Source organism: Acinetobacter sp. WU_MDCI_Abxb74 (genome assembly GCF_025513915.1).
GTDB classification, from domain to species: domain Bacteria; phylum Pseudomonadota; class Gammaproteobacteria; order Pseudomonadales; family Moraxellaceae; genus Acinetobacter; species Acinetobacter calcoaceticus_C.
This window is the reverse complement of sequence record NZ_JAHPRP010000014.1, coordinates 34,191-57,519: the sequence shown is the minus strand read 5'-3', so window position 1 is coordinate 57,519 and position 23,329 is coordinate 34,191. Positions and strand designations below refer to the sequence as shown.

Below are 23,329 nucleotides of genomic sequence, written 5' to 3'. Positions count from 1 at the left end.
TACAGAGGTTTAGAGGATGTAGTGTATGTTAAATAAAAAACCGCGTATTCCAAGTCCTGTTCAAATTCCAGAACATTTAAGCTTTTTACAAGGTTTTCGCGACTATCTCGTTGCCCAGACAGTGAGTCCACATACACGTAATGCTTATTTATCTGACCTCATTCAATGCAGTGAACTCCATAAAAAAAATACTCTTCCACAATGGTCAAGTGATGATATTGCCGATGTTCTTATTGAACTGACCAAAGCAGGAAAAAGTCCCCGCTCGATTGCACGGTGTTTATCTGCCCTACGTCAGTTTTACAAATTTTTACGTGAACAGAAATTACGGAGTGATAATCCGGTTGCGACCCACCACTCTCCTAAAATTGGGCGGGCATTACCCCAAGATCTATCTGAAGAAGATGTCGAATCACTAATTCAAGCACCAGATATCAATACTGCACTTGGCTTACGTGACCGAGCAATGTTTGAAGTGCTTTATGCATGTGGTTTGCGTGTTTCAGAACTACTTAACTTGCGTATGGAACTCATTAATTTAAAACAAGGCTATTTAAGGGTTACAGGTAAAGGCAATAAAGAACGCTTGGTCCCGCTAGGACAATTCGCCTGTGAGTGGGTAGAACGTTATTTAAATATTGCACGGCCTCAACTCTATAAAAGCTCGACTGACTATCTCTTTTTAACCCAACATGGCGGGATCATGAGTCGACAAAACTTTTGGTATGCCATTAAACGCTATGCGCTTCAAGCCAATATTCAAGCTGAACTCTCACCTCATACCTTACGTCATGCTTTTGCAACGCATTTGCTCAATCATGGTGCTGACTTACGCGTCGTGCAAATGTTACTGGGTCATAGCGATTTATCTACAACACAAATCTATACGCATGTTGCACAAATCAGAATGCAACAATTACATGAAAAACATCACCCTAGAGGATGATAAAGGTTTCAGACCCCACTCAAGTATTTCATATCAATCACTTGATTTCGTTCACAAAGGTTAAGAAAGTTTTAACAATACACGTTAGATTTTTTGGTATGCTTAGCAGCTTCTGACTATAAATACTGATGAAATAAGGGTTATCTATGTCTTTTACCCGTTCTCAAATTTTTCTTGCCTGTACTTTGGCATCTAGCCTTTTGTTCAGTGCTTGTTCTAAAGAAAACAAACCACAAAAAGAAGATGCGCTCACAGCGACTGCACCTGCTACAGGGGAAGCTTCAACCATTATCGAGCGTAATGCCAAGCAGCGTTTGATCGAAACTTTGCAAAAACAATTTAAGAATGCAAATATCAGCGCCAAAATTTTAGATATCAAACCGACTGAAGTTCCAAATTTATATTGGGTGAATCTTGAAGGGATGACATCAGTTTATACAACAAGTGATGGTAAATATTTAATTCAGGGTGATGTAATCCGATTAGGAGGCAAAGAGCTTCATAATATTGGTGATTCACTTCAAGCATCAGAAAATAAAAAGCATCTTGCCGCTTTAAAAAATGAAGATCTTATTGTCTACCCTGCAAAAGGCAAGGCTAAGCACGTGATCTATGTGTTTACCGATGCAAGCTGCCCTTATTGCCATAAGCTACATGAGCACATACCCGAAATTAATGAAAAGGGTATTGAGATACGCTATATCGCTTGGCCACGCGGCGAACAATTTATGCCGACCATGGAAGCTGTATGGTGTAGCGCAGATCGTAAAGCTGCATTTAATCAAGCAGTACAGGGCATTAACATCCCTCCTGCTCAATGTAAGAACCCTGTTCGAGAGCAATATCAACTTGGCTTAAACATGGGTGTAAATGGTACACCTGCTATTTACAATGCTGATGGCGAGTACTTGGGTGGATATCTAACACCAGTTGAATTAATTAAACGTCTGGATAAATAATCTACTTAAAGTTGATGAATGATTAATCATCATTCTCTTACAAAAAGCGCTGCTCTCATTGCAGCGCTTTGTTTTTTCAATAAATAATGCTTTACCTATCGGTGTTTAAAGACTGATCTACTCTTCTTTTCCAAACATCGCACTCTAATTCATTGAACAGGCACTAAAAGCGCTAGAGTCTGGCGTTTTTTTTAGCTATGATCTAGCTTCAACTAAATGATTAAATGATGATATGGAGTGTGACGTGAAACCAGTTCGCCTGGCAATACTCGGTCTAGGAACCGTAGGTGGAGGAGCCCTTAAACTACTACAAGAAAATGCCGCTGAAATTAAACGTCGCACCGGTCGAGAAATTCAAATTACCCACGTTGGAACACGTCGCCCTCGTCCAGATCTTGAACTGGAAGGGATTAAACAAAGCGCAGATTTACTTGATATCGTTCGTCAACCAGATGTTGATATGGTTGTTGAAGTGATGGGCGGGATACACCCTGCTTACGAAGTTATCATGGAAGCGATCAAACACGGCAAACAAGTCGTGACCGCAAACAAAGCTTTACTTGCTGAACATGGCAATGAATTATTTAAAGCAGCTGAAGATAATGCTGTACAAATTGCCTATGAAGCAGCAGTTGCTGGCGGTATTCCAATTATTAAAGTCATCCGCGAAGGCCTTGCTGCAAACCATATTCAATGGTTGGCAGGCATCATTAATGGTACAGGCAACTTTATTCTGACCGAAATGCGTGAGAAAGGCCGTGCATTTGATGATGTATTAAAAGAAGCTCAAGAACTTGGTTATGCAGAAGCAGATCCAACTTTTGATGTTGAAGGTATTGATGCTGCGCACAAGCTTACAATTTTAGCGTCTTGTGCTTTTGGTATTCCTCTTCAGTTCGATAAAGTCTATACCGAAGGTATTAGCAAAATTACCGCACAAGATGTGAAATATGCCGAAGATCTCGGTTTCCGCATTAAACACCTAGGAATTGCACGTCGTGCTGAAAAGGGTATTGAACTACGCGTTCACCCAACACTCATTCCAGATGAGCAGCTTATTGCGAATGTAAATGGCGTTAAAAATGCTGTTTTAGTTCAAGCGCATGCTGTAGGTCCTACACTCTATTACGGCGCTGGTGCTGGTGCTGGTCCAACTGCTTCTGCTGTTGTTGCCGATGTAATTGATATTGTCCGTGACATCTCTTATACCGAAGATGGTGCAGGGACGATTCCTCAACTTGCTTTTGAAGCATTAACAAATGTGCCAATTTTAAGCCGTGAAGAAATGACCACAGGTTATTACATCCGCATAAATGCAGAAGATCAAACTGGTGTACTTGCAGATGTCACGACCATCTTAAGCCGTGCTGGAATTAGTATTGATGCCATTATGCAACAATCTCGTTTAAAAGACCTCATTCCAATCGTGATTCTGACCGATCCAATCGTTGAATCTAAGATGGATGAGGCACTTGCACAAATTCAAGCCTTACCCGCAATTCATGGCGAAATCGTAAGAATTCGTTTAGAATCGCTCGATAGTTAATCAGGTTGAGGGAAAGACTCCCTCTCCCGCTTCATCTTTAATTGGAACACCATCATGTCTAATGCCAATCGTTATACTGGTCTTGTAGATCGTTATCGTGACCGTTTGCCAGTTTCGGCAACTACTCGTGCTATCTCTTTGGGTGAAGGCAACACCCCACTCATTAAACTAGAGAATATTCCACGTATTATTGGCAAAGATGTTGAAATTTATGTGAAATATGAGGGTTTAAACCCAACTGGTTCATTTAAAGACCGTGGTATGACCATGGCTGTAACCAAAGCGGTTGAAGAAGGCTCTAAAGCGATTATCTGTGCATCTACTGGTAACACTTCTGCTGCTGCTGCTGCTTATGCTGCACGTGCAGGTATCAAAGCATTTGTTTTGATTCCAGAAGGCAAAATCGCGATGGGTAAAATGGCTCAAGCGATGATGTATGGTGCAATCACCATGCAAATCCGTGGGAACTTCGATGATGGTATGCGTCTTGTAAAAGAAGTTGCTGATCAAGCGCCTGTAACGATTGTAAACTCAATCAACCCTTATCGTTTACAAGGTCAAAAGACTATTGCTTACGAGATTGTTGAAGCTTTAGGTCGTGCACCTGATTATCACTGCTTACCTGTAGGTAACGCGGGTAACATCACAGCTCACTGGATGGGCTATACTGAAGCAGTAGCAAATCAACCTGCTGATCAGTTTGAACAAGTTATTTATGACGCAGCAACAGATCAGTTTACTGGTCCAAAACCTGAAGGTTTACCAACAATGGTAGGTTATCAGGCTTCTGGTGCAGCTCCATTCTTACGTGGTGCTCCAATTGAAAACCCAGAAACAGTTGCAACTGCAATCCGTATTGGTAATCCACAAAGCTGGAACCATGCGAAAGCAGTCGTACGCGACTCAAAAGGCTGGTTTGATGAACTTCAAGACAGCGAAATTTTAGAAGCTCAGCGTTTACTTTCTATGTATGAAGGTGTGTTTGTTGAGCCTGCATCTGCTGCTTCTATTGGCGGTGCAATCCGTGATATTAAAGCGGGTAAAATTGCTGAAGGTTCTGTGATTGTTTGTACCGTAACAGGTAATGGCTTGAAAGATCCAGACACAGCAATCAAGCAATGTGCCGATGCAGTCATGTTGTCAATTGATGCAACAATGAGCCAAGTAAAAGATTCGATTTTATCTAATATGTAAAATCTGAGTTTTCATAAAAACGGCTGTTCAACACAGCCGTTTTTTATGTCTTTTTTAATAGCCATAAAAAAACGCTTCTTGATCGAAGCGTTTTTAAAATATTTAAATTAAATACGTTTTGGTAAATTACTCAACCAACTCAATAGGTTAGTTGCATCATTATTACGTGCTTGCGAACTTGGCTCACCAAGCAATACAATCACGGCTGGACGTGAGTTTACAGTCGTATGCATGACAACACAGCGACCTGCTTCATTGATATAACCTGTTTTAGACAAGTTAATATTCCAACCACCATTACGCACTAATGCATTGGTATTGTTAGATTTCAACACACGATAACCCAAGTTAAAATCATAAGTTGGTGTTGTTGAAAATTGACGAATTAAGCCATATTGAGATGCTGTACTCGCCAAAATTCCTAAGTCACGCGCAGAAGATACATTTTGTGGATGTAAGCCCGTAGATTCAACATAATGGGTAGCTGTCATACCCAAAGCACGTGCTTTAGAATTCATTGCAGCTACAAATGCAGGACGACCACCCGGATAAGTACGCGCTAAAGCCGCTGCTGCCGGATTTTCAGATTTCATTAAGGCAAACAATAACACTTCAGCACGGTTCATCTTGTCGCCAACACGCAGTGTTGAGCTAGAATTTTTCCCGCCGGCCCCCGCAAAATCAATTTGCTCAAGCATAATTTCTTCTGACATGTTTAAGCGAGCATCTGCTGTTACCACTGCTGTCATAAGTTTAGTAATAGATGCAATTGGAACAGAAGCATTCGTATTTTTACTATAAAGAACCTCACCAGTTTGCGCATCCATCACCAATGCGGCACGAGCACTTACACTCGGCTGGGCATTGTAACCAGAGGTATCGCGGATTTGAGCAAATTTTGGTGCAGATGCCACGACTTTGGGTGCATTACCACCACGTAAAGTTGTAGTTACAGATGTTGACCCTTGTATAGTAGGTTCATCATCTTCATCATTCAAAAGTTGACTAGCGTCAGCTGAAGACCAATTTAAACTTGCACTCCCACCACTCCCTGAGGACGGGTTATTGACGAGTTCTGCAAAGCTTGTTGAACTCAAACTAAGCAAAATAGACATGCTTAGCACATGCATTAAAGACTTTTTAGAATTTTTCACGGCACAATACTCGACTCAGGGTGATACACATTTGCGCTAACTATAATTATGCCTTACATTTGAGGTATAAGGTATAACGCTTTTACCGACACAATTGTGCACAACTATTCGCTCACTATATAAGAATAGGATTGCTAATTTTGTCATCCCATTGCAAGCTAATTTTGCTTTATGTAACAAAAAACTTGTTTTTTGAAAGAAAGGAGGTCTTCTTGATTACAGTTTTAGTTGTCGATGACCATGAACTGGTACGTACAGGCATTTGCCGTATGTTAGAAGATCATGCCGATGTTGAAGTAATTGGACAGGCCGAATCTGGTGAGGAAGCTATTGCTATAGTTCGTCAGAAACATCCTCAAGTTGTACTACTTGATGTCAATATGCCAGGTATCGGCGGTGTAGAAACAACACGTCGTTTATTACAAAGTGCACCAGATACAAAAGTTATTGCTGTAAGTGGTTTATCAGAAGAACCATACCCTTCTCTTTTGCTTAAAGCAGGAGCTAAAGGCTACATCACTAAAGGTGCTCCAATTACAGAAATGGTTCGGGCAATCAACAAAGTCATGCAAGGCGGCAAATACTTCAGTGCCGATATTGCTGAGCAGTTGGCGAGTTCCTATCTATCGGATACACAACAATCACCTTTTGACGCTCTATCCGAACGAGAAATGCAAGTTGCAATGATGGTTGTAAATTGTATTAGCGCTCAAGAAATTGCGGACAAACTTTTTGTAAGTGTTAAAACGGTGAATACTTATCGCTACCGTATTTTTGAAAAACTCTCCATTGATAGTGACGTTAAACTGACTCATCTTGCGATCCGTTATGGTCTGATCAAACCCTAATCAGACTTATATGCAATTTCCCTTAAACTCATCGTTGTCCCATACGATTTTTCGTTTGGGCACGTGGTATGGTTTATATCGTCTTATTATTGCGGTTAGCCTCAATATTATTTTGGTTTTAACCGATGCTCAAATCGACAATAGTCTACAGCAACCCGCTTTATATTCTTACACACTGCTTGGCTATTCCATATTAAGCCTTCTTCAGCTTTTGTGTTTTAAGTTTATTTCAACTCAGGCAACAAAGCAGCTTATTTTATTTTTTGTAGTTGATGTTATCTGCCTGAGTTTACTTACATTTTCTGTAGGTGAACCAAATCTTCAACTCAGCTTGCTATATGTTATTGCCATATTCACCTCGGCAATTCTGCTCAGCGCAAGAATGTCTTTACTCATTACATTACTTGCAGTCATTGCTGTTATTTACCAACGCTTTGTCGGTAGTTTATTTGACTACAATAATCTAAATACAATTGGTAATAGTGCCTTATTAGCCTTTTTATTTTTTGTGGTGCATGGCATCGGGCAAATTGCGGTTCAGCGCTTTAAATTACTTGAGGCGCTAACTTTCCACCAATCCATCGAACTATATCAACTACAAAATATTAACCGCTATATTTTGGAACAAATTGAAGAAGGTTATCTGGTTCTAGATGAAAACTACGACATTGTTCTAAGTAATCCGGCTGCCTGCTCCCTGTTAGGCATTCCGCCACAATTTGCCAGTGAAAAATATCCTTTAGCTAAGTGGCACCCCGATTTATTTGAAATTCTTAAGTTTGGTAACTTACAAGAAGGTGACCGATTTATTTTTGAATCAAAGCTTTCTGCCTACTCTATTAATATTAAAGTGCAGCATCTTGTGGTGCCACAACAGGCATTGACGCTACTCATTTTACAAGATGCACAACACATTAATCAGCAAGCTCAACAACTCAAACTTGCCGCTTTAGGGCAACTTTCAGCCAGTATTGCACATGAAATCCGTAACCCTCTGGCAGCAATTGTTCAGGCAAATGAATTATTTAAAGATAGTGATTTAGAGCAGCAAAATACTTTAAGCCGTATGATTGGCAAGCAAACAAAACGCATCGATAGTATTGTTCAAGACACATTAGGACTTGCCAGCAGCGAAAGAACTCACCCGATTCAGATTGAATTAAACGACTTCATAAAAACGTTATTAGACGAAGATCTATCGGATGTTAAACATTCTATACAGCTTAAAATATCTGATTTATCCTTAAAATTATTATTTGACGAGAAACAACTCAGACAGGTGCTGATTAACCTTGTTAGGAATGCTTTACGTCATAATGCACCCGATTCGCCGCATGTACTGATCAACATTCATTCACAAACAAATAAAATCTATATTGATGTGATCGATTACGGTGAAGGTGTTTCAAAACGTGATATATCTCAATTATTTAAACCATTTTTTAGTACCGAAATTAATGGAACTGGTTTAGGATTATATTTGTCTCATAGTTTTTGTGAGGCAAACCATGCAAAGCTCACGTATGTAGAGCAAAAACAAGGGGCATGCTTCCGAATGGAATGTCCAATAATATATTGATTATTTATTAGGTTTTTGGGGAAATGGCAGAACAGCAACCACTAGTTTTGCTTGTAGACGATGAAGAAGATTTGTGCCTTTTAATGCAAATGACTCTTGCGCGAATGGGGATTAAAACACATCTTGCTTATCGGGTTGAACAGGCCAAACAACTCTTTACTCAGTTTCATTACGATGCATGCTTAACCGATTTAAACCTACCCGACGGTAGCGGTTTAGAATTAGTTAAACATGTTTCTCAAACTTATTCTCACACACCAATTGCAGTTTTAACTGCGTACGGCAATATGGATATTGCAATTGCAGCGTTAAAGGCGGGAGCTTTTGACTTTGTAAGTAAACCTATTAACCAAATTCATTTAGATCAGTTATTAAAAAAAGCGCTAAATCAACCAAAACCAGAGCATGAGTTCGGTGAAACAACGTTGGAAAATGACCTATTAATTGGACGTTCTCCACCTATACAAAACCTACGTATTGCTATAAAAAAAATAGCCCGTTCCCAAGCTCCAGTGTTTGTTACGGGGGAATCCGGTACAGGTAAAGAAGTTGTTGCTAATCTTATTCACCGTTTGAGTAACCGCAGCGAAGGTCCATTTATTGCGATTAACTGTGGGGCAATTCCAACTGAGCTCATGGAAAGTGAACTTTTTGGGCATAAAAAAGGTAGTTTTACTGGAGCGACCCAAGACAAACAAGGCCTTATTTTATCCGCTCATGGCGGCAGTTTATTTTTAGATGAAATTGCCGAATTGCCGTTAAGTATGCAAGTTAAATTGCTTCGGGCAGTACAAGAGAAAAAGATTCGCCCAGTAGGTTCAGATCAGGAAATTGATGTTGATTTTCGGGTGATTAGCGCCAGCCACCAAGATTTAGATTTATTAGTCCGACAAGGCAAATTCCGTCAGGACTTATTTTTCCGTATTCATGTGATGGATATTATGTTGCCCCCACTACGTGAACGTGGTGGAGATATTTTGCTATTAGCCCATCACTTTATTCAAAAGGTCTGTCTGGAATGGGAAGTTCCAAGTAAACAATTAACCACGACTGCTGAAACTTATTTATTGCAGCAAGATTTTCCGGGTAATGTTCGTGAATTAAGAAATATGATTGAACGCGCTATTACCTTAAGTGATGATGAATGTATTGATTTATCACACTTAAATACGACTCTTCTCAGAAGCAGTAGCGCTAACTCGCAAATCACCACTAAACCAGTGAATGACACATCAACTGCGGTTGCTCAGGCTCGACCAAAATTACCAATGGAAGGCTTAGAACGCTACTTAGAAAATATTGAAAAAGATATTCTGCTAAACGCATTGGACATGACACATTGGAACCGGACCTTAGCAGCTAAAAAGCTAGGAATGACCTTTCGCTCTTTACGCTATCGATTGAAAAAGTTTGGCTTAGATACTGAATTAGGAGAGGAAGTATAAAAAACTATTTTTTCTTTAGAAATAAGTCTGCAACACGATCTAAATATACGTCTTCTTTCATTTCTGGGGGCAAAGGATAGCTCTGGTTAGGCTGAATACCTTGCCCTTCAATCATATTGCCATTTGGCGTGTAGTAATGTGAGACTGTCATTTGTAGTGCCGCACCACTTGGCAAAGGAAACAGTTTCTGCACGACTCCTTTTCCATAACTTTTCTCGCCCATGACCCATGCACGCTGGTGCTCTTTCATGGCCGCAGTAAAAACTTCAGCTGCCGATGCAGAACGATGATTAATTAATATACCTAACTTTATATTCTGAAATTCATTGCCGGGCAAAGCCTGAAATTGCTGATTACCCTCTGAACGGCTTTTAGTTGAAACAATAATCCCGTTATTTAAAAATAAATCTGCCGACTCGACTGCTGCCGATAACAGTCCACCCGGATTGTTTCGTAGATCGATTAAAACGGCTTTTAAACGTGGTGAACTATTTTCTTCAATTAATCGTTTAATTTCATTTGCCGTGTCTTGCTGGAATACTCTAATTTTTAGTACTAAAACCTGATTATGTAGCATTACAGGTTCGATATCGGTTTCTATTTTTTTATTACGAACTAAATTAATGTTTCCATTTAACTCTTCTGCTTGCACTTGAAGCGTACTTCCGATAGAGCCATAAAGTAGCCCGAACACTTGATCTTGGTTTAAATTTTTTAAGTCTTGATTATCAATCTTGAGAATCGCCTGACCATTTCTCAAACCTAATTTGTATGAGTCTGAGCCAGTTTTAAGATCACGAATCATCCATTTATGGGCATGCAATTCAGGGCTTAAAGCAAAATCAACAGAGGCGAGGTCACCTTCAGTATATTGAATCAATTGACGATATTCTTCTGCCGACAAATAGCGTGAGTAACGATCAAGCCCACTTACCAGCCCTTTAATGGCTTGCTGAAATAAGGCATCGTCAGACTTCACGTCAACGTAGTTATCTCGGACAATTCCATAGATTTGAACAAACTGTTGAATTGACTCGATCGGCACCTCTGCATAACTATGTTCCGGTTCTTCCGAATCGGAATGCAAAGGTGACAATTTCTCTTTTACAACTGGCGCTGCAAAAGCAAATTGGCTGCAACACAGCAACATACTTACAATAAGTTTTTTATATTTAATGTGTTGCAGCATCCAATCACCTTTGGCTTATGCAGATAATGTAATCAGGTTACGTCCTTGCATTTCAGCAGGAACAGGAATCTGCATTAAATTGAGAATCGTCGGTGCTACATCGGCAAGCACGCCACCTTCTGCAATTGTTGCTTGTGTTGGGCCAACATAGATAAACGGTACAAGTTCCGTTGTATGTTGCGTGTGAACTTGACCGCTTTCGTAGTCTTGCATTTGTTCAACGTTACCATGGTCAGCAGTAATCAACATATGACCTTTCTTTGCCATTACTGCTTCATAGACACGCCCTAAACAAAGGTCGACGGCTTCAACTGCTTTAACAGCAGCATCAAAAATACCTGTATGACCTACCATATCACCATTGGCATAGTTCACAACCAATAAATCATATTCACCAGAATTAATGGCTTTAACCAATTCATCAGTGACTTCATAAGCACTCATTTCAGGCTTAAGATCATATGTCGCAACGTTTGGAGATGGAATCAAAATACGCTTCTCGCCCGGATATTCATCTTCACGTCCACCACTAAAGAAGAACGTTACATGAGCATATTTTTCAGTTTCGGCAATACGCAACTGAGTCTTCCCTAAAGAAGATAAATATTCACCTAATGAATTTTTCAATGCTTCTGGCATATATGCAACTGGCGCATCAATGCTAGCCTGATAACGGGTGAGCATGACAAATTTAGAAAGGTTCGGTACAACTTTACGCTCAAAACCGGCAAAGTCTTTTTCTACAAATGCACGAGTAATTTCACGAGCTCGGTCAGCACGGAAATTCATAAATACAACGCTATCGCCGTCCTGTACTTTAGCGATATCACCAATACGAGTCGCTTTTACAAACTCATCGTTTTCATTGGCTGCATAAGCTAACTCTAACCCTTCCACTGCTGTTTGCGCAGTACGAAGTGCTTCGCCTTCAGTCAACAAGCGATAAGCTTGCTCAACACGATCCCAACGGTTGTCACGGTCCATTGCAAAGTAGCGGCCAATCATGGTCGCGATACGGCCTTGCCCTTGGTATTGAGCAAATAATGCATCTAATTTTTCTAAAGACGACTGAGCGCTACGTGGAGGCGTATCACGGCCATCAAGAAAAGCATGTAAATAAACTTTTGCACCACGTTTTAATGCAAGTTCACACATCGCCACAATATGGTCTTCATGTGAATGAACGCCGCCGTCTGAGAGCAATCCCATAATATGAACGGCACCCCCAGTGGCTTTGGCTTTTTCAACAGCGTTAATTAGCACTTCATGTTTAAAAAAGTCGCCAGTACGAATATCTTTAGTAATACGGGTAAAGTCTTGATACAACACACGACCAGCACCAAGGTTCATATGACCAACTTCAGAGTTACCCATTTGTCCATCAGGTAAACCAACATCTTCACCAGAACCAGAAATTAGACTATTTGGGTGCTTTGCTGTCATTGCTGCCAAATTCGGTGTTTTTGCTGCAAGAAAGGCATTATCTTCAGTCGCTTCACGGTGTCCGACACCATCCATAATGACCAGAACGTGAGGGATCTTGCCAGCAGTTGCATCCGTCATAATCTATTTCTCTTTTGTCTACAATTTCGTCACAATATCTTACCGAATTTTCGGTCAAGACTCTATTTTTTCCTATGGCTTTCACCAATATCTACGATTGATGAAAGCTATAAATATCAATAATTACTAGCGAGCGCGGTAAAGCAAATAACTTCCGGCACCAAACATTAACAAGATAGGTACGAGTACAAACCATGCTGGAGATGGGGAATAAACCAAGCTGGCATAGCCCAAGAAATCCTGCAAATAATAGAAACTCAAACCAATAAACAATGCGATCACTAAACGGAAACCCATTGATTGTTGGCGTAAGGGCCCAAAAATAAATGAACACGCCACTAGAACCAGAGCGATCAATGAAAATGGTGAAGCAACTTTTTGCCAGAAAGCCAATTGGTAGGTCTTTGGAACCTGACTATATTCATCCATATAGCGCATAAAACTAATCAGCTGGCTTGGTGATAAATCTTCAGGATCTAAAGTCACCATGTGCACATATTTAGGCTGTAATGCTAAAGAAAGCGATTGTTCGTCATGGTCAGTTTTGATGGCATTTCCTGCCGCCAGAATATCCATTTGTTCTGCTTTCTTCAAAGCCCATTGACCATCTTTTACGAACTGTCCTTGCTGAGCATTAATTAATGATTGCAAGTAATAGTTCTGGTCAAAATCGACCACTTGAATATCTTTTAAATTGCCTTGAGAGTTCGCATAGTCGATATAGATAAATCGCTGCCCTTCACGTGACCAATAACCTTTTACTTCGCCTAAAGCAGCGATAGAGCGGTGACTTTTAACACTTTCTGCTTTTTCATTGGTATATGGAATAACCCATTCACTTAAAGTAAAAGACAAAATAATAAGCAGTAAAGCTGAGCGCATCACCCAACCGACAATACGCCATAAGCTAATACCGGCAGAACGCATAACAATAAGTTCACTGCTTGTCGCCAGTGATCCTAAACCAATTACAGCACCAATCAAGGCAGAAATAGGCAAAATTTCATATAGATAACGAGGCGCCCCCCACAACACATAGATGAGAGCTTGCCATGCATTATAGTCTGGTTTGAGCTCACCCAACTCGCCAAGGTATGTAAATAAGATCTGTAAAATCGACAAAACAACTGTGGTGCCAAACATTGCAAGCGCAGTGGTTTTCGTCACATATTTGGCGACTATTCGACGTGCTAACATTATAATTTCACTCGCTTGATCTGTTTCTTGATTTTTGGTGCCAACTTCTGTTTACGTGAAAATAAGGCAGCTGCAACGCCATAAACAACCAACACGGCAGGATAAGCCCAAATATCGAGTTCTTCTTTACTAATACGAGTCTTGATTGCAATCATTAATACGATCAGACTGGAAAAAATAAAAACCGCCGGAATAAGACGATAATAACGACCTTGTCTTGGGCTCACCTCAGACAATGCCACAGAAAGCATTAAAGCAATAAGAATGGTGAATGGTCCAAACAAACGCCATCCCAACTCACTTCTTATCACTGGATCATTCGTTTTTGAAAAAAGCTTAGTCGTTGATAATGCTTCTACGTCCCCACTTTCAAACTTAACATCTTTGTCATTTTCTAAACGTAGACGATAAGACTGAAACTCTGCTTGTGTATATTTTGGTTGTCCCGGGAATATTTCATAACGGCGGCCCTGTACCAGATCAACCACATTGGCTGTATCATTTGCAACTTCTACACGAGTCGCTTCTTTTGCCAAGATCATGACATCTGGCTTATCTTCTTTGGTAGCGCGTTGATAAAAGAAAATGTCTTTTAGATTTTTTCGATCTTCAGATAGCGAACCTGCATAAATCGTATAGGGTCCAGAAGAAATAAATTCTCTTGGGCGAACCAAATCAAAACCTGTCCGAACCGCTTGAGTGGTGGTTAATTTTTCAAACTCACGTAGTCCCCATGGCGTCATCCAGAGCATAAGCACAGACTGACAAACCATATAAACAAGTGTCATTGGAATAAGTAGTCGCGCCAATTGATGACGACTCACACCACTACCATTCAGGACTGCCATTTCATGGTCAACATATAAACGACCAAACACCAACATTAAACCAATAAAAAAACCCAGTGGTAAAATGAGTGTTAGAAATTCAGGTAAACGATACCCAATGATGCTAAACAAGATACTGGCATCTAAACGCCCCTGCGCCGCCACACCAAAGTATTTGATCAGACGACCACCCATCATGATTAAGGTCAATAAGGAAATGACCACTAATGAGGTAGAGACAACTTGCTTGACGAGATAACGCCGAATAATCAAAGTAATACTTCCAAAAGGCTAATCGGGACGACTGCTAGTTTACCCGAATGTTAAAAATATAAAACCGCACATTGCAACGCTATGCTTGAAAGTGTTTCAATGTTTTAATTCATCATAACTTTCTATAGGCAATCACGGCAGCCATGAAATTTACAACTTATACAACTTTTCCCGAACAGACATCTAATGAATCTTTGTGGATTTTAGTTGATTCAGAACAGCTACAAAGCAATGTCAACACATATCAAATCAATAACCTAGAAAGCGTTCTTACTGCTACCCAATTTAAAGGCAACCTTAATGAAACTCTGCCACTATTTGGTCAGATTTCAAATCATCCTCACAGCCAACTACTTGGCTTAGGAAAAACAGCCGAACTTCAGGCAGTTAAGCTCGCTAAACTTGCCCAAACGATTATCAAATCGACACAAAATAAATTTAAGCATATCGCAATTGATATTGCTGCGTTACCTGTCGAGCACCATTATTTATTTGCTTTAAGCTTAACTCAAGCAGCTTATGGTTATGATGAGTTTAAATCGAAAAAAAATGAATTTGTGTTACAACAGGTTGATTTAATTAGTTCAACGACTAGCCTAGATAAACAACAACTGGCGTTAGTACATGCGGTACAGTCTGGTCAGTCTTACGCGCGTGACCTTGGTAATCGTCCGGGTAATATTTGTTTCCCTGAATATTTGGCAGAACAGGCTCTAGCTTTAGCGGCAGAATTCCCTGACTTACTTAAAGTCACTGTTTTAAATGAGCAGCAAATGGCTGATTTAGGCATGTATGCTTTTCTTGCAGTGAGTAAAGGATCTGAACGTCCGGGTCGCATTGTAACTCTCGAATATCAAGCACAGATTGATCAAGCTCCAGTTGTTCTAGTCGGTAAAGGCGTAACTTTTGATACAGGTGGTATTTCTTTAAAACCAGGCCTTGGCATGGATGAAATGAAATTCGATATGTGCGGTGCAGCCTCTGTACTGGGTACCATTCGTGCACTATGCGAAGCAAAACTTCCTATTCATGTGGTAGGCGCAATTGCAGCAGCAGAAAATATGCCTTCTGGCAAAGCAACCCGTCCAGGCGATATTGTAACCACCATGAGCGGACAAACTGTTGAAATTTTAAATACAGATGCTGAAGGACGTTTGGTCCTGTGTGACACATTGACCTATATCAAACGCTTCAATCCAGCAGTAGTGGTGGATATTGCGACGTTAACAGGTGCGTGTGTAGTTGCTTTGGGCAAAGTACTCAGTGGTTTGTTCTCACCAGATGATGCCTTGGCAGCTGAACTTCAACAAGCGGGTGAGCAGTCTTTTGACCGTGTATGGCGTATGCCAGTGATTGATGATTATCAAGAGTTGCTTGATTCACCATTTGCAGATATTGCGAACATCGGCGGTCCATACGGCGGTGCGATTACGGCTGCATGTTTCCTTGAGCGCTTTACACGTGAGTATCGTTGGGCTCACTTAGATGTAGCAGGAACAGCATGGCTTTCTGGTCCAGCTAAAGGCGCAACTGGTCGTCCAGTACCACTCCTCATGCAATTTTTAGCAAATCGTGTAAATACGAATGGCTAAAGTTAGTTTTTATCTGTTTGAAACCAGTGAAGAACGGCAAGTCGATAGTGCTTGCCGTTTATGCCGAAAAATTTTACAAAAGCATCCTAAAATCTGGTGGTATTGCCCAGATGTGCAGCTACAACAAACTCTTGATGAAAGATTATGGGATTTCGACCCTGTTAGTTTCATTGCGCATGGGGTTGATCAAGCTGATGCTGCTGTATGTATTTCGGCTAAACAACCACTTGAACAAGGCTTGTTAGTATTTAATTTTAACAATCATGCACTTGAACAAGTTGATCATTTTAGCCACATTATAGAAATTGTTGAAAATAATGAAACAGCCAAGCAAATTGGTCGAGAAAAATTTAAAATGTATCGCCGTTTGGGTATAGAACCGCGGACCTTTAAATTATAACGCGCTAAAATGTAAATACTGTTGAACAAAGGAGAAGCATGGTGGCATTAAATGTCGGGCAAGATTTTAAAAAAAGATGGTTAAATGCGCCTGAAGCTGTCCGTCATGCCTATCAACAGGATCTGGCACGTATTTGCGACTTACTAGAACCTCAAACACCTATTCAGCTTTGGGTTTTAAATGACGAAAAAGCGCAGTTAGAATCACAGCAAAAAATTGAACAAGCCTACGCTGATCTCAAAGCAGAGCTCATTGAGCAAGCACGTATTCGTCGTCAGCTTGCTTTAGAAAAAGCACTTGCTGACAAACGTGCATCAGAAGCAGCCTATGCTGCAGAGTTGCAAGCAGATGAAATTCGTAAATTTAATGAACAGACTGAGACATTACATACTTTACGTAGTCATTTAGAGCAAGAAGTTGCGGAACAAACCGCACGTTATCAAAAGAACCCTGAAACCCCAGCAATTAATTATTCATCTGGTGTAAAACTTAGTATTACCGATGATCAAATCTTATCTGAGCTTGAAAGTTTACGCATTCGTTTAGAACTTGAAGCTGAAAGCTTAATTGAACAGTCTGTAACGGCTTTCCGAGCTAAACTACATTCGGCAGCTCAAGAAGAAATTGAATACATTTTGAAAAATTCTAAGTTTTCTGATGAAAAAATAGAAAAGTAAACCTTTAAATCTTATTCTTGTCATAAAAATGACACTTATATGTCACAAAATAGACATATAGATTATTCTTATAGATCAATTAATTATAAGAATGAAAAGTAGTTATTCAAGATAATTAATGAGGATAAGAGATGGACATTCTGCATCAGATTTCAAAGCAAGTTGAACAGCTTAATCAGGGTGAGCAATGGACGTTTTCAGCACAAGAATTTTATATGAGTCATAACGACTTTAACTCTTTATCTATCTTACTTACACGTGAGTCTGAAACCCGTGATTTTACAATTACTCGCACTCAGCATAACAAGCCATGGGTCGGTACACATTCGGTTACTCTAACCAAACATTAAATTTTCAAAATAAAAAAAACCGGAACATGTGTCCGGTTTTTTTTATTTTAACGACCTGGCTTTATTTTAAAAAGCCATTCTCAGCTAAAAAAGACATACTAATATTTGACTCTGTTTTTTGTTCAGCAGCCTTGTCACCTAGTAATAAACGCTCGATATAACGCGCTAAAACATCGACTTCAAGGTTTACCTTGCTGCCTACTTGCCAAGTTCCAATATTAGTACGCTCTGCTGTATGCGGTATTAAGTTCAAGCTTAAAATATTTCCACGTAAGTGGTTAATCGTTAAACTAATACCATCTACGGTCACAGAACCTTTTTCCGCTAAATATTTAGCAAGTTCTGCGGGTGCCGTAACTTCATAATAGATTGAACGAGCGTCTTCACGTACTACGGTAATTTCACCCACGCCATCAACGTGACCACTTACAATGTGTCCACCAAAGCGTGTTGTCGGTAACATTGCCTTTTCAACATTGACACGTTGCCCAACTTTCCAGTGACCCAAAGTCGTTCGGTTCAAGCTTTCACGAGAAACATCGGCAGCATACCAATTATCGCCCCATTCAATTACGGTGAGACAAATACCATTGGTCGCAATCGAGTCACCCAAATGTACATCTGACATATCCAGATCAGTCTGAATACGTAAACGCACATCTCCACCTACGCTTTGCAGGCTTTCAACTTTTCCTAAACTTTCAATAATGCCTGTAAACATGGCTCAATCTCCAAATCTTTTTACACTGCTTAAATTGCAGTGCTTACCAAAGTGCGAGCTGTGTACTATTACCTGAAGTATCTACACCACCTAGCTCGGCGAAGTGGTAAAGCTGGCCTAATAACTGACGTAATGGTGGTCCTGACTTGGCATGAGTATCTGTAATCACAATAAACTCAAGCACGCGTGCACGTTCAGACTGTCTTTGTTTACTCACTCGATAGCGCGGAACATCTTGTGTTAACAAGGTCACTTTGCCGCGCTCCAGATTGGCCATAAGCAAATCTTTCGGCTCGATATTACCATCGGTTGAATAACTGGTCAGAATATAGCGGGCATTGATGGTTGAAAGTAATTTTTCATACGCATCTTTCGCATATTTAGAAGAGTTATATGGGCTTGGTCGCTCTTTACGCCAAGCTCTGTCAATTCCACTCTTATAACCTTTAGTATCTGGTGAAGGTAAATCGGCCTGATCCCATAAAGTTAATGCATTCAAAACATGGTAATTACTACTATATGCATGTTGGTTATAGGGTGGATCAAGATAAGCAACATCTACTTCAAAACCACTCATTTGATTTGCTAGATGCTGTGAATCTACACACCACATTTCAGCAGCAGGACGTTTACGATCACCAATCTCACAAAAACGACTCGGTGTTAACCAAAGTAATGACTCAATTCGCTCTAATGCAGTTTGAGTACGCCCGCCCCACCCTTGATGGAAGCTTTTAAATACGCCACTGGTGTTACTGACAAAACTGGCTGAATAGAGCAAAGGCGCGAGCAAAGCACTCATCTCTACATCATTAATTGCACCTTGAGATTGCCATGTTGCAATCTGCTGGCGAATCGCATCAATACGCATACCATTACGGCGTTTAAAGAACAAACGGTCACGAGCTGGATCATAAATATCATCATTACGTGGGCAAAGGTTATGGGTTACCCAACCTTTAACTTCAGGTAAGCGATTTAAATAATCGATTGCCTTCTGATAACCGCCCAGCTCTTTAAAAGCAGGTGCATCAATACAAGCTAAAATCGCATGATTTAACGCATGGCTATAAGGTTCCCAGTCATTCGCAATCACACGGTAACCATTTTGACGTGCCAAACGAGACACGACACCACTGCCGGCAAAGAAATCGGCAAAAATCGGAGGATTCTTTTTCTTGCTATTCAGTGTCCCTGTAATTTCAAGGGCTTCTAAAATTAGATGGAGCAATCGGCGCTTGTTACCCAAGTACGGCACAAGCTGATGGAAAAGATATTCGTCTGTCGTACGGGCTGCATGACGACGTTTGTGATAAACCGAAGGCTCTGGATTCATACTTTCTCTTGCGTAGGGATTAACCTTAAGCGTATATCTTGATCAAGTTGTGTCACATCAAGAAGTGTAAAACGGAGTTGCTGTGCCATATATTCAAACTCTGCATTGAACATGGCTCTTGCACTTTTCCCCAATAATGTCGGGGCAATATAACTGATCAACTCATCTACCAAACCTTCTTGTAAAAAGGCAGTAGATAAGGTTGCACCGGCTTCTACCAATACATCATAAATTTGATATTGCTTAGATAGGGACAGTAACAGCACTTTTAAAGGCTGAATTTCTAATTGTATCACGCCTAAATCGGCAAGTTCTTGACGATATGGTCCCATTACCATCACAGTTTCAGGGTTTTCTAAAATTTTAGCAGCGAGCGGCAAACGACCTTGGCGGTCTAAAATAATCCGTTTTGGCTGTGCAATTGTCTCAATATCAACACTGTCCAGAATTCGTACATTAAGCTGACAGTCATCTGCAATCACAGTTTCAATACCTGTAATCACTGCTCCTGAAATGGCACGCCAGTGCTGAACATCTTGACGCGCAACTGCACCAGTAATCCATTTCGATTCACCAGATGCCATTGCCGTACGCCCATCTAGACTTGAAGCTACTTTTAAGCGTACATAAGGCATGCCCGTAGACATCGCCTTTAAAAAACCTTGGTTTAATTTTTCTGCCAAATCTTCACAAATGCCAACTTCTACTTCAATTCCGGCATTTTTCAAAATCTGAACGCCCTTACCCGCAACGAGTGGATTTGGATCAGGACATGCCACAACCACCTTTTTAACCTGTGCCTTAACCAGTGCTTCAGCACAAGGAGGAGTTCGCCCATAATGTGCACATGGCTCAAGCGTCACATACGCTGTTGCACCTTGAGCCTGTTCAGCGGCCTGACGCAAGGCAAAAACTTCGGCGTGTGGTTGACCTGCTTTAGGATGAAAGCCCTCGCCTATTAACTGATCATCTTTGACAATGACACAACCCACATTTGGATTAGGCTTAGTCGAATATAGACCTCGTTTGGCAAGTTCAATAGCTTGCTGCATCCAATATTGATCTTTTTTCAACTCAGACATAAAAATCTCAAATAGTTATTGTTCACGTTGCTGCATTTGCTCAATTTGACGGCGAAAGGCCTCAACATCCTGAAAATCTTGATAAACAGAAGCAAATCGGACATAAGCGACATGGTCGAGTGCAAATAGAGATTGCATGACGACTTCACCAATTGTTCTAGACTTCACGTCACGCTCACCTAAACGGCGGATCTGCAATTGAATATCACTTAAAACAGTTTCTATCTGTTCTTGGGTGACCGGACGTTTTTGCAAAGCATGCATTAACGAACGGCGTAGCTTGGCCTCATCGAAAGGTTCATTTTTTCCATTCGATTTGATCACACGGGGCATCACCACTTCATAGCTTTCAAAAGTGGTAAAACGTTCACCGCAACTTACACACTCACGACGTCGACGAATCTGACAGCCTTCGGCGGCTAAACGTGAATCAATGACTTTACTATCTGCGGCGTTGCAAAATGGACAATGCATAGCGGACTTATAGGGTCGATTACTTTGGCCTAGTGTAGCAAAATTTCCACACTTACAGAACCAGCATTCTTCGAGACAAAAAAACAGTCCGAAGACTGTTTTTTTGATTGGAATATATTACGAATTATTCAATACGTTCGCCATGTTGGCTTAAATCCAGACCCATGCGTTCATCATCAGCATTAACACGGATACCAATCACCAGATCAATCACTTTAAGAATCACAAAAGTCGCTACACCACTGTAAATCATGGTTGCCAATACGCCTTCAACTTGTACCCATAATTGACCAGCGAAGGTTGGAGCTAAGGTAACGTTGGCTGCTTTAATAATTTCATCACTGTAAAATACGCCAGTTAAAATCGCACCGACAATACCACCTACAGCATGTAAACCAAACGCATCCAAAGCATCATCAGCTTTAAGTAAGCGTTTAAGTGCAGTAATACCCCAGAAGCACACGACACCACCTATAAGGCCCATGACTAAAGCACCGCCTACACCGACGAAACCTGCTGCTGGCGTAATCACAACTAAACCAGCGACAGCACCAGAAGCACCACCTAATACAGAGGCTTTACCACGAATCATACGTTCAACAACTAACCATGATAATGCAGCAGCAGCGGCAGCAACTTGAGTCACTAAAATTGCCATACTTGCACGAGCACCAGCACCTAAAGCACTACCACCGTTAAAGCCAAACCAACCTACCCAAAGTAAGCTTGCACCGACAACGGTTAGAGTCAAGTTATGCGGAGCCATAGACTCACGTCCAAGGCCAATACGTTTCCCGAGCATGTAAGCAGCAACTAAACCAGCAACCCCCGAGTTGATATGTACAACTGTACCGCCAGCAAAATCTAAGGCACCTGCTTTAAATAACCAGCCATCTGCCGCCCAAACCCAGTGAGTAATTGGCGCATAAACAACAAGCACCCAAACTGCAATGAAGATCATGAAAGCAGAATACTTCATACGGTCCGCAATAGAACCACTTAAGATTGCAACTGTAATAATGGCAAAAGTCATTTGGAAAATAACAAAGAGACTTTCAGGAATTGTCCCACTCAATGCATCAAACGCGACTCCGTTTAGCATTGCTTTAGACAAATCACCAAAAAATGCACCTGTGCCAGAGAACGCGATTGAATACCCAGCAATTACCCACAGCAAACTTACTAAAATCGCAGCTGAAAGGCTGAACATCATAGTACTGAGTACATTTTTTTTACGTACCATACCGCCGTAGAATAGTGCCAACCCAGGAATGGTCATTAATAGAACCAATGCGGTTGAAACTAAAATCCAAGAGGTGTCACCCGTATCAAGAGTAGGTGTCGGTGCTGGAGCTGCTGGAGTTTCAGCAACTGGTGCTTCTGCAGTGGTTGCAGTAGCTTGAGATGTTGATGTAGCCGCAACTTCCGATGTAGTCGTTGTTACAGCATCTTCTGCCCAAACGGCAGTACCACCCAAAAGAGCGCCTGATAGACTTAGCGCCATAAGCATTTTTTTCATTCGTGTCCCCCAACCTCATTTGCGAGTTATTTTCTACTCAGCAAGCTTTGTGCCAATTAGACAGCATCTGGTCCAGTTTCACCCGTACGGATACGGATTACTTGTTCCAAGTTAGTCACAAAAATCTTACCATCGCCGATTTTTCCAGTGCTTGCCACACGTGTAATTGATTCAATTACCGCTTCGACCATTTCATCACTAATCGCAATTTCGATTTTTACTTTAGGTAAGAAATCAACCACATACTCCGCGCCACGGTAGAGTTCTGTATGTCCTTTTTGACGACCAAAACCTTTAACTTCAGTTACGGTAATCCCTTGTACACCAATGTCAGAAAGCGCTTCACGCACATCATCCAATTTAAACGGTTTTACAATTGCAGTTACAAGCTTCATGTTTGTTTCCTTCGGCTTCTTTTCACCAGTAAGGTTTTATGTTCAATTTTCATGCCAATATTT

22 protein-coding genes are annotated in these 23,329 nt (G+C 40.8%); 11 read left to right on the top strand and 11 right to left on the bottom strand.

All coding sequences use genetic code 11. From position 1 onward, the window contains the following. Positions 1–25 precede the first annotated feature (25 nt). The 4 genes from xerD (at position 26) to thrC (ending at position 4,645) form a co-directional block, all read left to right on the top strand. Positions 26–946 carry a site-specific tyrosine recombinase XerD gene (gene xerD, locus KTH84_RS17550; protein ID WP_262474495.1) on the top strand — a complete coding sequence of 307 codons (921 nt, stop codon included), beginning with the start codon at positions 26–28 and terminating at the stop codon, positions 944–946. Between the two features lie 146 nt (positions 947–1,092). Continuing rightward, a complete protein-coding gene (locus KTH84_RS17545) occupies positions 1,093–1,905 on the top strand; it encodes a DsbC family protein (protein ID WP_262474493.1) in 813 nt (270 codons plus the stop codon). 244 nt (positions 1,906–2,149) lie between these two features. Continuing rightward, positions 2,150–3,451, top strand: a complete 1,302-nt coding sequence (locus KTH84_RS17540) for a homoserine dehydrogenase (RefSeq protein WP_042894330.1) — start codon at positions 2,150–2,152, stop codon at positions 3,449–3,451. Positions 3,452–3,505: 54 nt separating this feature from the next. Further along, the gene (thrC, locus tag KTH84_RS17535) at positions 3,506–4,645 is read left to right on the top strand and encodes a threonine synthase (protein ID WP_202743750.1); all 1,140 of its coding nucleotides are present in this window, start codon (positions 3,506–3,508) and stop codon (positions 4,643–4,645) included. Between the two features lie 107 nt (positions 4,646–4,752). Here the strand turns inward: thrC and pbpG are convergent, their stop codons facing one another. Then, positions 4,753–5,799 carry a D-alanyl-D-alanine endopeptidase PBP7/8 gene (gene pbpG / locus KTH84_RS17530; RefSeq protein ID WP_202743749.1) on the bottom strand — a complete coding sequence of 349 codons (1,047 nt, stop codon included), beginning with the start codon at positions 5,797–5,799 and terminating at the stop codon, positions 4,753–4,755. Between the two features lie 212 nt (positions 5,800–6,011). On the opposite strand from pbpG, the gene KTH84_RS17525 reads away from it, so the two are divergent. Genes KTH84_RS17525 through KTH84_RS17515 form a run of 3 tightly spaced genes read left to right on the top strand, consistent with a single transcriptional unit; the run spans position 6,012 to position 9,671 of the window. Then, positions 6,012–6,647: a response regulator gene (locus KTH84_RS17525; protein ID WP_042894320.1), complete on the top strand. Its 636-nt coding sequence runs from the start codon at positions 6,012–6,014 to the stop codon at positions 6,645–6,647. A 10-nt stretch (positions 6,648–6,657) separates the two neighbouring features. Then, entirely contained in the window at positions 6,658–8,226 is a 1,569-nt protein-coding gene (locus tag KTH84_RS17520; RefSeq protein ID WP_262474490.1) for a sensor histidine kinase, read from the top strand. A gap of 23 nt (positions 8,227–8,249) precedes the next feature. Then, a complete protein-coding gene (locus KTH84_RS17515) occupies positions 8,250–9,671 on the top strand; it encodes a sigma-54-dependent transcriptional regulator (protein ID WP_262474489.1) in 1,422 nt (473 codons plus the stop codon). Between the two features lie 4 nt (positions 9,672–9,675). Here KTH84_RS17515 and KTH84_RS17510 read toward each other — a convergent pair whose 3' ends face one another. The 4 genes from KTH84_RS17510 to lptF form a co-directional block, all read right to left on the bottom strand. Beyond that, a complete protein-coding gene (locus KTH84_RS17510) occupies positions 9,676–10,860 on the bottom strand; it encodes a S41 family peptidase (RefSeq protein ID WP_262474487.1) in 1,185 nt (394 codons plus the stop codon). Between the two features lie 15 nt (positions 10,861–10,875). After that, positions 10,876–12,423 carry a 2,3-bisphosphoglycerate-independent phosphoglycerate mutase gene (gene gpmI, locus KTH84_RS17505; protein WP_262474485.1) on the bottom strand — a complete coding sequence of 516 codons (1,548 nt, stop codon included), beginning with the start codon at positions 12,421–12,423 and terminating at the stop codon, positions 10,876–10,878. Between the two features lie 126 nt (positions 12,424–12,549). Beyond that, a complete protein-coding gene (lptG, locus tag KTH84_RS17500; protein ID WP_262474484.1) occupies positions 12,550–13,620 on the bottom strand; it encodes an LPS export ABC transporter permease LptG in 1,071 nt (356 codons plus the stop codon). Next, entirely contained in the window at positions 13,620–14,720 is a 1,101-nt protein-coding gene (gene lptF, locus KTH84_RS17495) for an LPS export ABC transporter permease LptF (RefSeq protein WP_042894309.1), read from the bottom strand. Before lptF ends, lptG begins: the two co-directional genes overlap by 1 nt. A gap of 143 nt (positions 14,721–14,863) precedes the next feature. Here lptF and KTH84_RS17490 point away from each other — a divergent pair, with 143 nt between their 5' ends. The 4 genes from KTH84_RS17490 to KTH84_RS17475 all read left to right on the top strand — a co-directional run bounded on the left by KTH84_RS17490 (position 14,864) and on the right by KTH84_RS17475 (position 17,739). Then, positions 14,864–16,312 (top strand): leucyl aminopeptidase, encoded by a 1,449-nt coding sequence (locus KTH84_RS17490; protein WP_262474483.1) that lies wholly within the window; start codon positions 14,864–14,866, stop codon positions 16,310–16,312. Then, complete coding sequence (locus KTH84_RS17485) at positions 16,305–16,712, top strand: DNA polymerase III subunit chi (protein WP_042894304.1); 408 nt, start codon at positions 16,305–16,307, stop codon at positions 16,710–16,712. Before KTH84_RS17490 ends, KTH84_RS17485 begins: the two co-directional genes overlap by 8 nt. 38 nt (positions 16,713–16,750) lie before the next feature. Continuing rightward, positions 16,751–17,389: a hypothetical protein gene (locus KTH84_RS17480; RefSeq protein WP_262474480.1), complete on the top strand. Its 639-nt coding sequence runs from the start codon at positions 16,751–16,753 to the stop codon at positions 17,387–17,389. A 131-nt stretch (positions 17,390–17,520) separates the two neighbouring features. After that, on the top strand, positions 17,521–17,739 hold the full coding sequence (locus tag KTH84_RS17475) for a hypothetical protein (protein ID WP_003654423.1): 219 nt from the start codon (positions 17,521–17,523) through the stop codon (positions 17,737–17,739). 61 nt (positions 17,740–17,800) lie between these two features. Here KTH84_RS17475 and KTH84_RS17470 read toward each other — a convergent pair whose 3' ends face one another. The 6 genes from KTH84_RS17470 to glnK form a co-directional block, all read right to left on the bottom strand. Further along, positions 17,801–18,460, bottom strand: coding sequence for a riboflavin synthase (locus tag KTH84_RS17470; protein ID WP_042894301.1), 660 nt, complete (start codon positions 18,458–18,460; stop codon positions 17,801–17,803). Positions 18,461–18,503: 43 nt separating this feature from the next. After that, positions 18,504–19,796: a DNA adenine methylase gene (locus KTH84_RS17465; RefSeq protein WP_075431217.1), complete on the bottom strand. Its 1,293-nt coding sequence runs from the start codon at positions 19,794–19,796 to the stop codon at positions 18,504–18,506. Beyond that, positions 19,793–20,878 (bottom strand): bifunctional diaminohydroxyphosphoribosylaminopyrimidine deaminase/5-amino-6-(5-phosphoribosylamino)uracil reductase RibD, encoded by a 1,086-nt coding sequence (gene ribD / locus KTH84_RS17460; protein ID WP_262474478.1) that lies wholly within the window; start codon positions 20,876–20,878, stop codon positions 19,793–19,795. Before ribD ends, KTH84_RS17465 begins: the two co-directional genes overlap by 4 nt. Positions 20,879–20,893: 15 nt before the next feature. Then, positions 20,894–21,352 carry a transcriptional regulator NrdR gene (gene nrdR / locus KTH84_RS17455; protein WP_003654416.1) on the bottom strand — a complete coding sequence of 153 codons (459 nt, stop codon included), beginning with the start codon at positions 21,350–21,352 and terminating at the stop codon, positions 20,894–20,896. 124 nt (positions 21,353–21,476) lie between these two features. Continuing rightward, a complete protein-coding gene (locus KTH84_RS17450; RefSeq protein WP_262474476.1) occupies positions 21,477–22,871 on the bottom strand; it encodes an ammonium transporter in 1,395 nt (464 codons plus the stop codon). Between the two features lie 56 nt (positions 22,872–22,927). Continuing rightward, on the bottom strand, positions 22,928–23,266 hold the full coding sequence (gene glnK, locus KTH84_RS17445) for a P-II family nitrogen regulator (RefSeq protein ID WP_000780327.1): 339 nt from the start codon (positions 23,264–23,266) through the stop codon (positions 22,928–22,930). Positions 23,267–23,329: the final 63 nt, after the last annotated feature.

Bases quoted from the DNA above. Each gene is read 5' to 3' on its own strand.
- KTH84_RS17545 (WP_262474493.1), top strand. From the start codon at position 1,093: ATGTCTTTTACCCGTTCTCAAATTTTTCTTGCCTGTACTTTGGCATCT.
- KTH84_RS17450 (WP_262474476.1), bottom strand. From the start codon at position 22,871: ATGAAAAAAATGCTTATGGCGCTAAGTCTATCAGGCGCTCTTTTGGGT.
- KTH84_RS17470 (WP_042894301.1), bottom strand. From the start codon at position 18,460: ATGTTTACAGGCATTATTGAAAGTTTAGGAAAAGTTGAAAGCCTGCAA.
- ribD (WP_262474478.1), bottom strand. From the start codon at position 20,878: ATGTCTGAGTTGAAAAAAGATCAATATTGGATGCAGCAAGCTATTGAA.
- KTH84_RS17515 (WP_262474489.1), top strand. From the start codon at position 8,250: ATGGCAGAACAGCAACCACTAGTTTTGCTTGTAGACGATGAAGAAGAT.
- xerD (WP_262474495.1), top strand. From the start codon at position 26: ATGTTAAATAAAAAACCGCGTATTCCAAGTCCTGTTCAAATTCCAGAA.
- KTH84_RS17490 (WP_262474483.1), top strand. From the start codon at position 14,864: ATGAAATTTACAACTTATACAACTTTTCCCGAACAGACATCTAATGAA.
- lptG (WP_262474484.1), bottom strand. From the start codon at position 13,620: ATGTTAGCACGTCGAATAGTCGCCAAATATGTGACGAAAACCACTGCG.
- thrC (WP_202743750.1), top strand. From the start codon at position 3,506: ATGTCTAATGCCAATCGTTATACTGGTCTTGTAGATCGTTATCGTGAC.
- KTH84_RS17485 (WP_042894304.1), top strand. From the start codon at position 16,305: ATGGCTAAAGTTAGTTTTTATCTGTTTGAAACCAGTGAAGAACGGCAA.
- glnK (WP_000780327.1), bottom strand. From the start codon at position 23,266: ATGAAGCTTGTAACTGCAATTGTAAAACCGTTTAAATTGGATGATGTG.
- KTH84_RS17510 (WP_262474487.1), bottom strand. From the start codon at position 10,860: ATGCTGCAACACATTAAATATAAAAAACTTATTGTAAGTATGTTGCTG.
- KTH84_RS17520 (WP_262474490.1), top strand. From the start codon at position 6,658: ATGCAATTTCCCTTAAACTCATCGTTGTCCCATACGATTTTTCGTTTG.
- nrdR (WP_003654416.1), bottom strand. From the start codon at position 21,352: ATGCATTGTCCATTTTGCAACGCCGCAGATAGTAAAGTCATTGATTCA.
- gpmI (WP_262474485.1), bottom strand. From the start codon at position 12,423: ATGACGGATGCAACTGCTGGCAAGATCCCTCACGTTCTGGTCATTATG.
- KTH84_RS17475 (WP_003654423.1), top strand. From the start codon at position 17,521: ATGGACATTCTGCATCAGATTTCAAAGCAAGTTGAACAGCTTAATCAG.
- KTH84_RS17465 (WP_075431217.1), bottom strand. From the start codon at position 19,796: ATGAATCCAGAGCCTTCGGTTTATCACAAACGTCGTCATGCAGCCCGT.
- KTH84_RS17480 (WP_262474480.1), top strand. From the start codon at position 16,751: ATGGTGGCATTAAATGTCGGGCAAGATTTTAAAAAAAGATGGTTAAAT.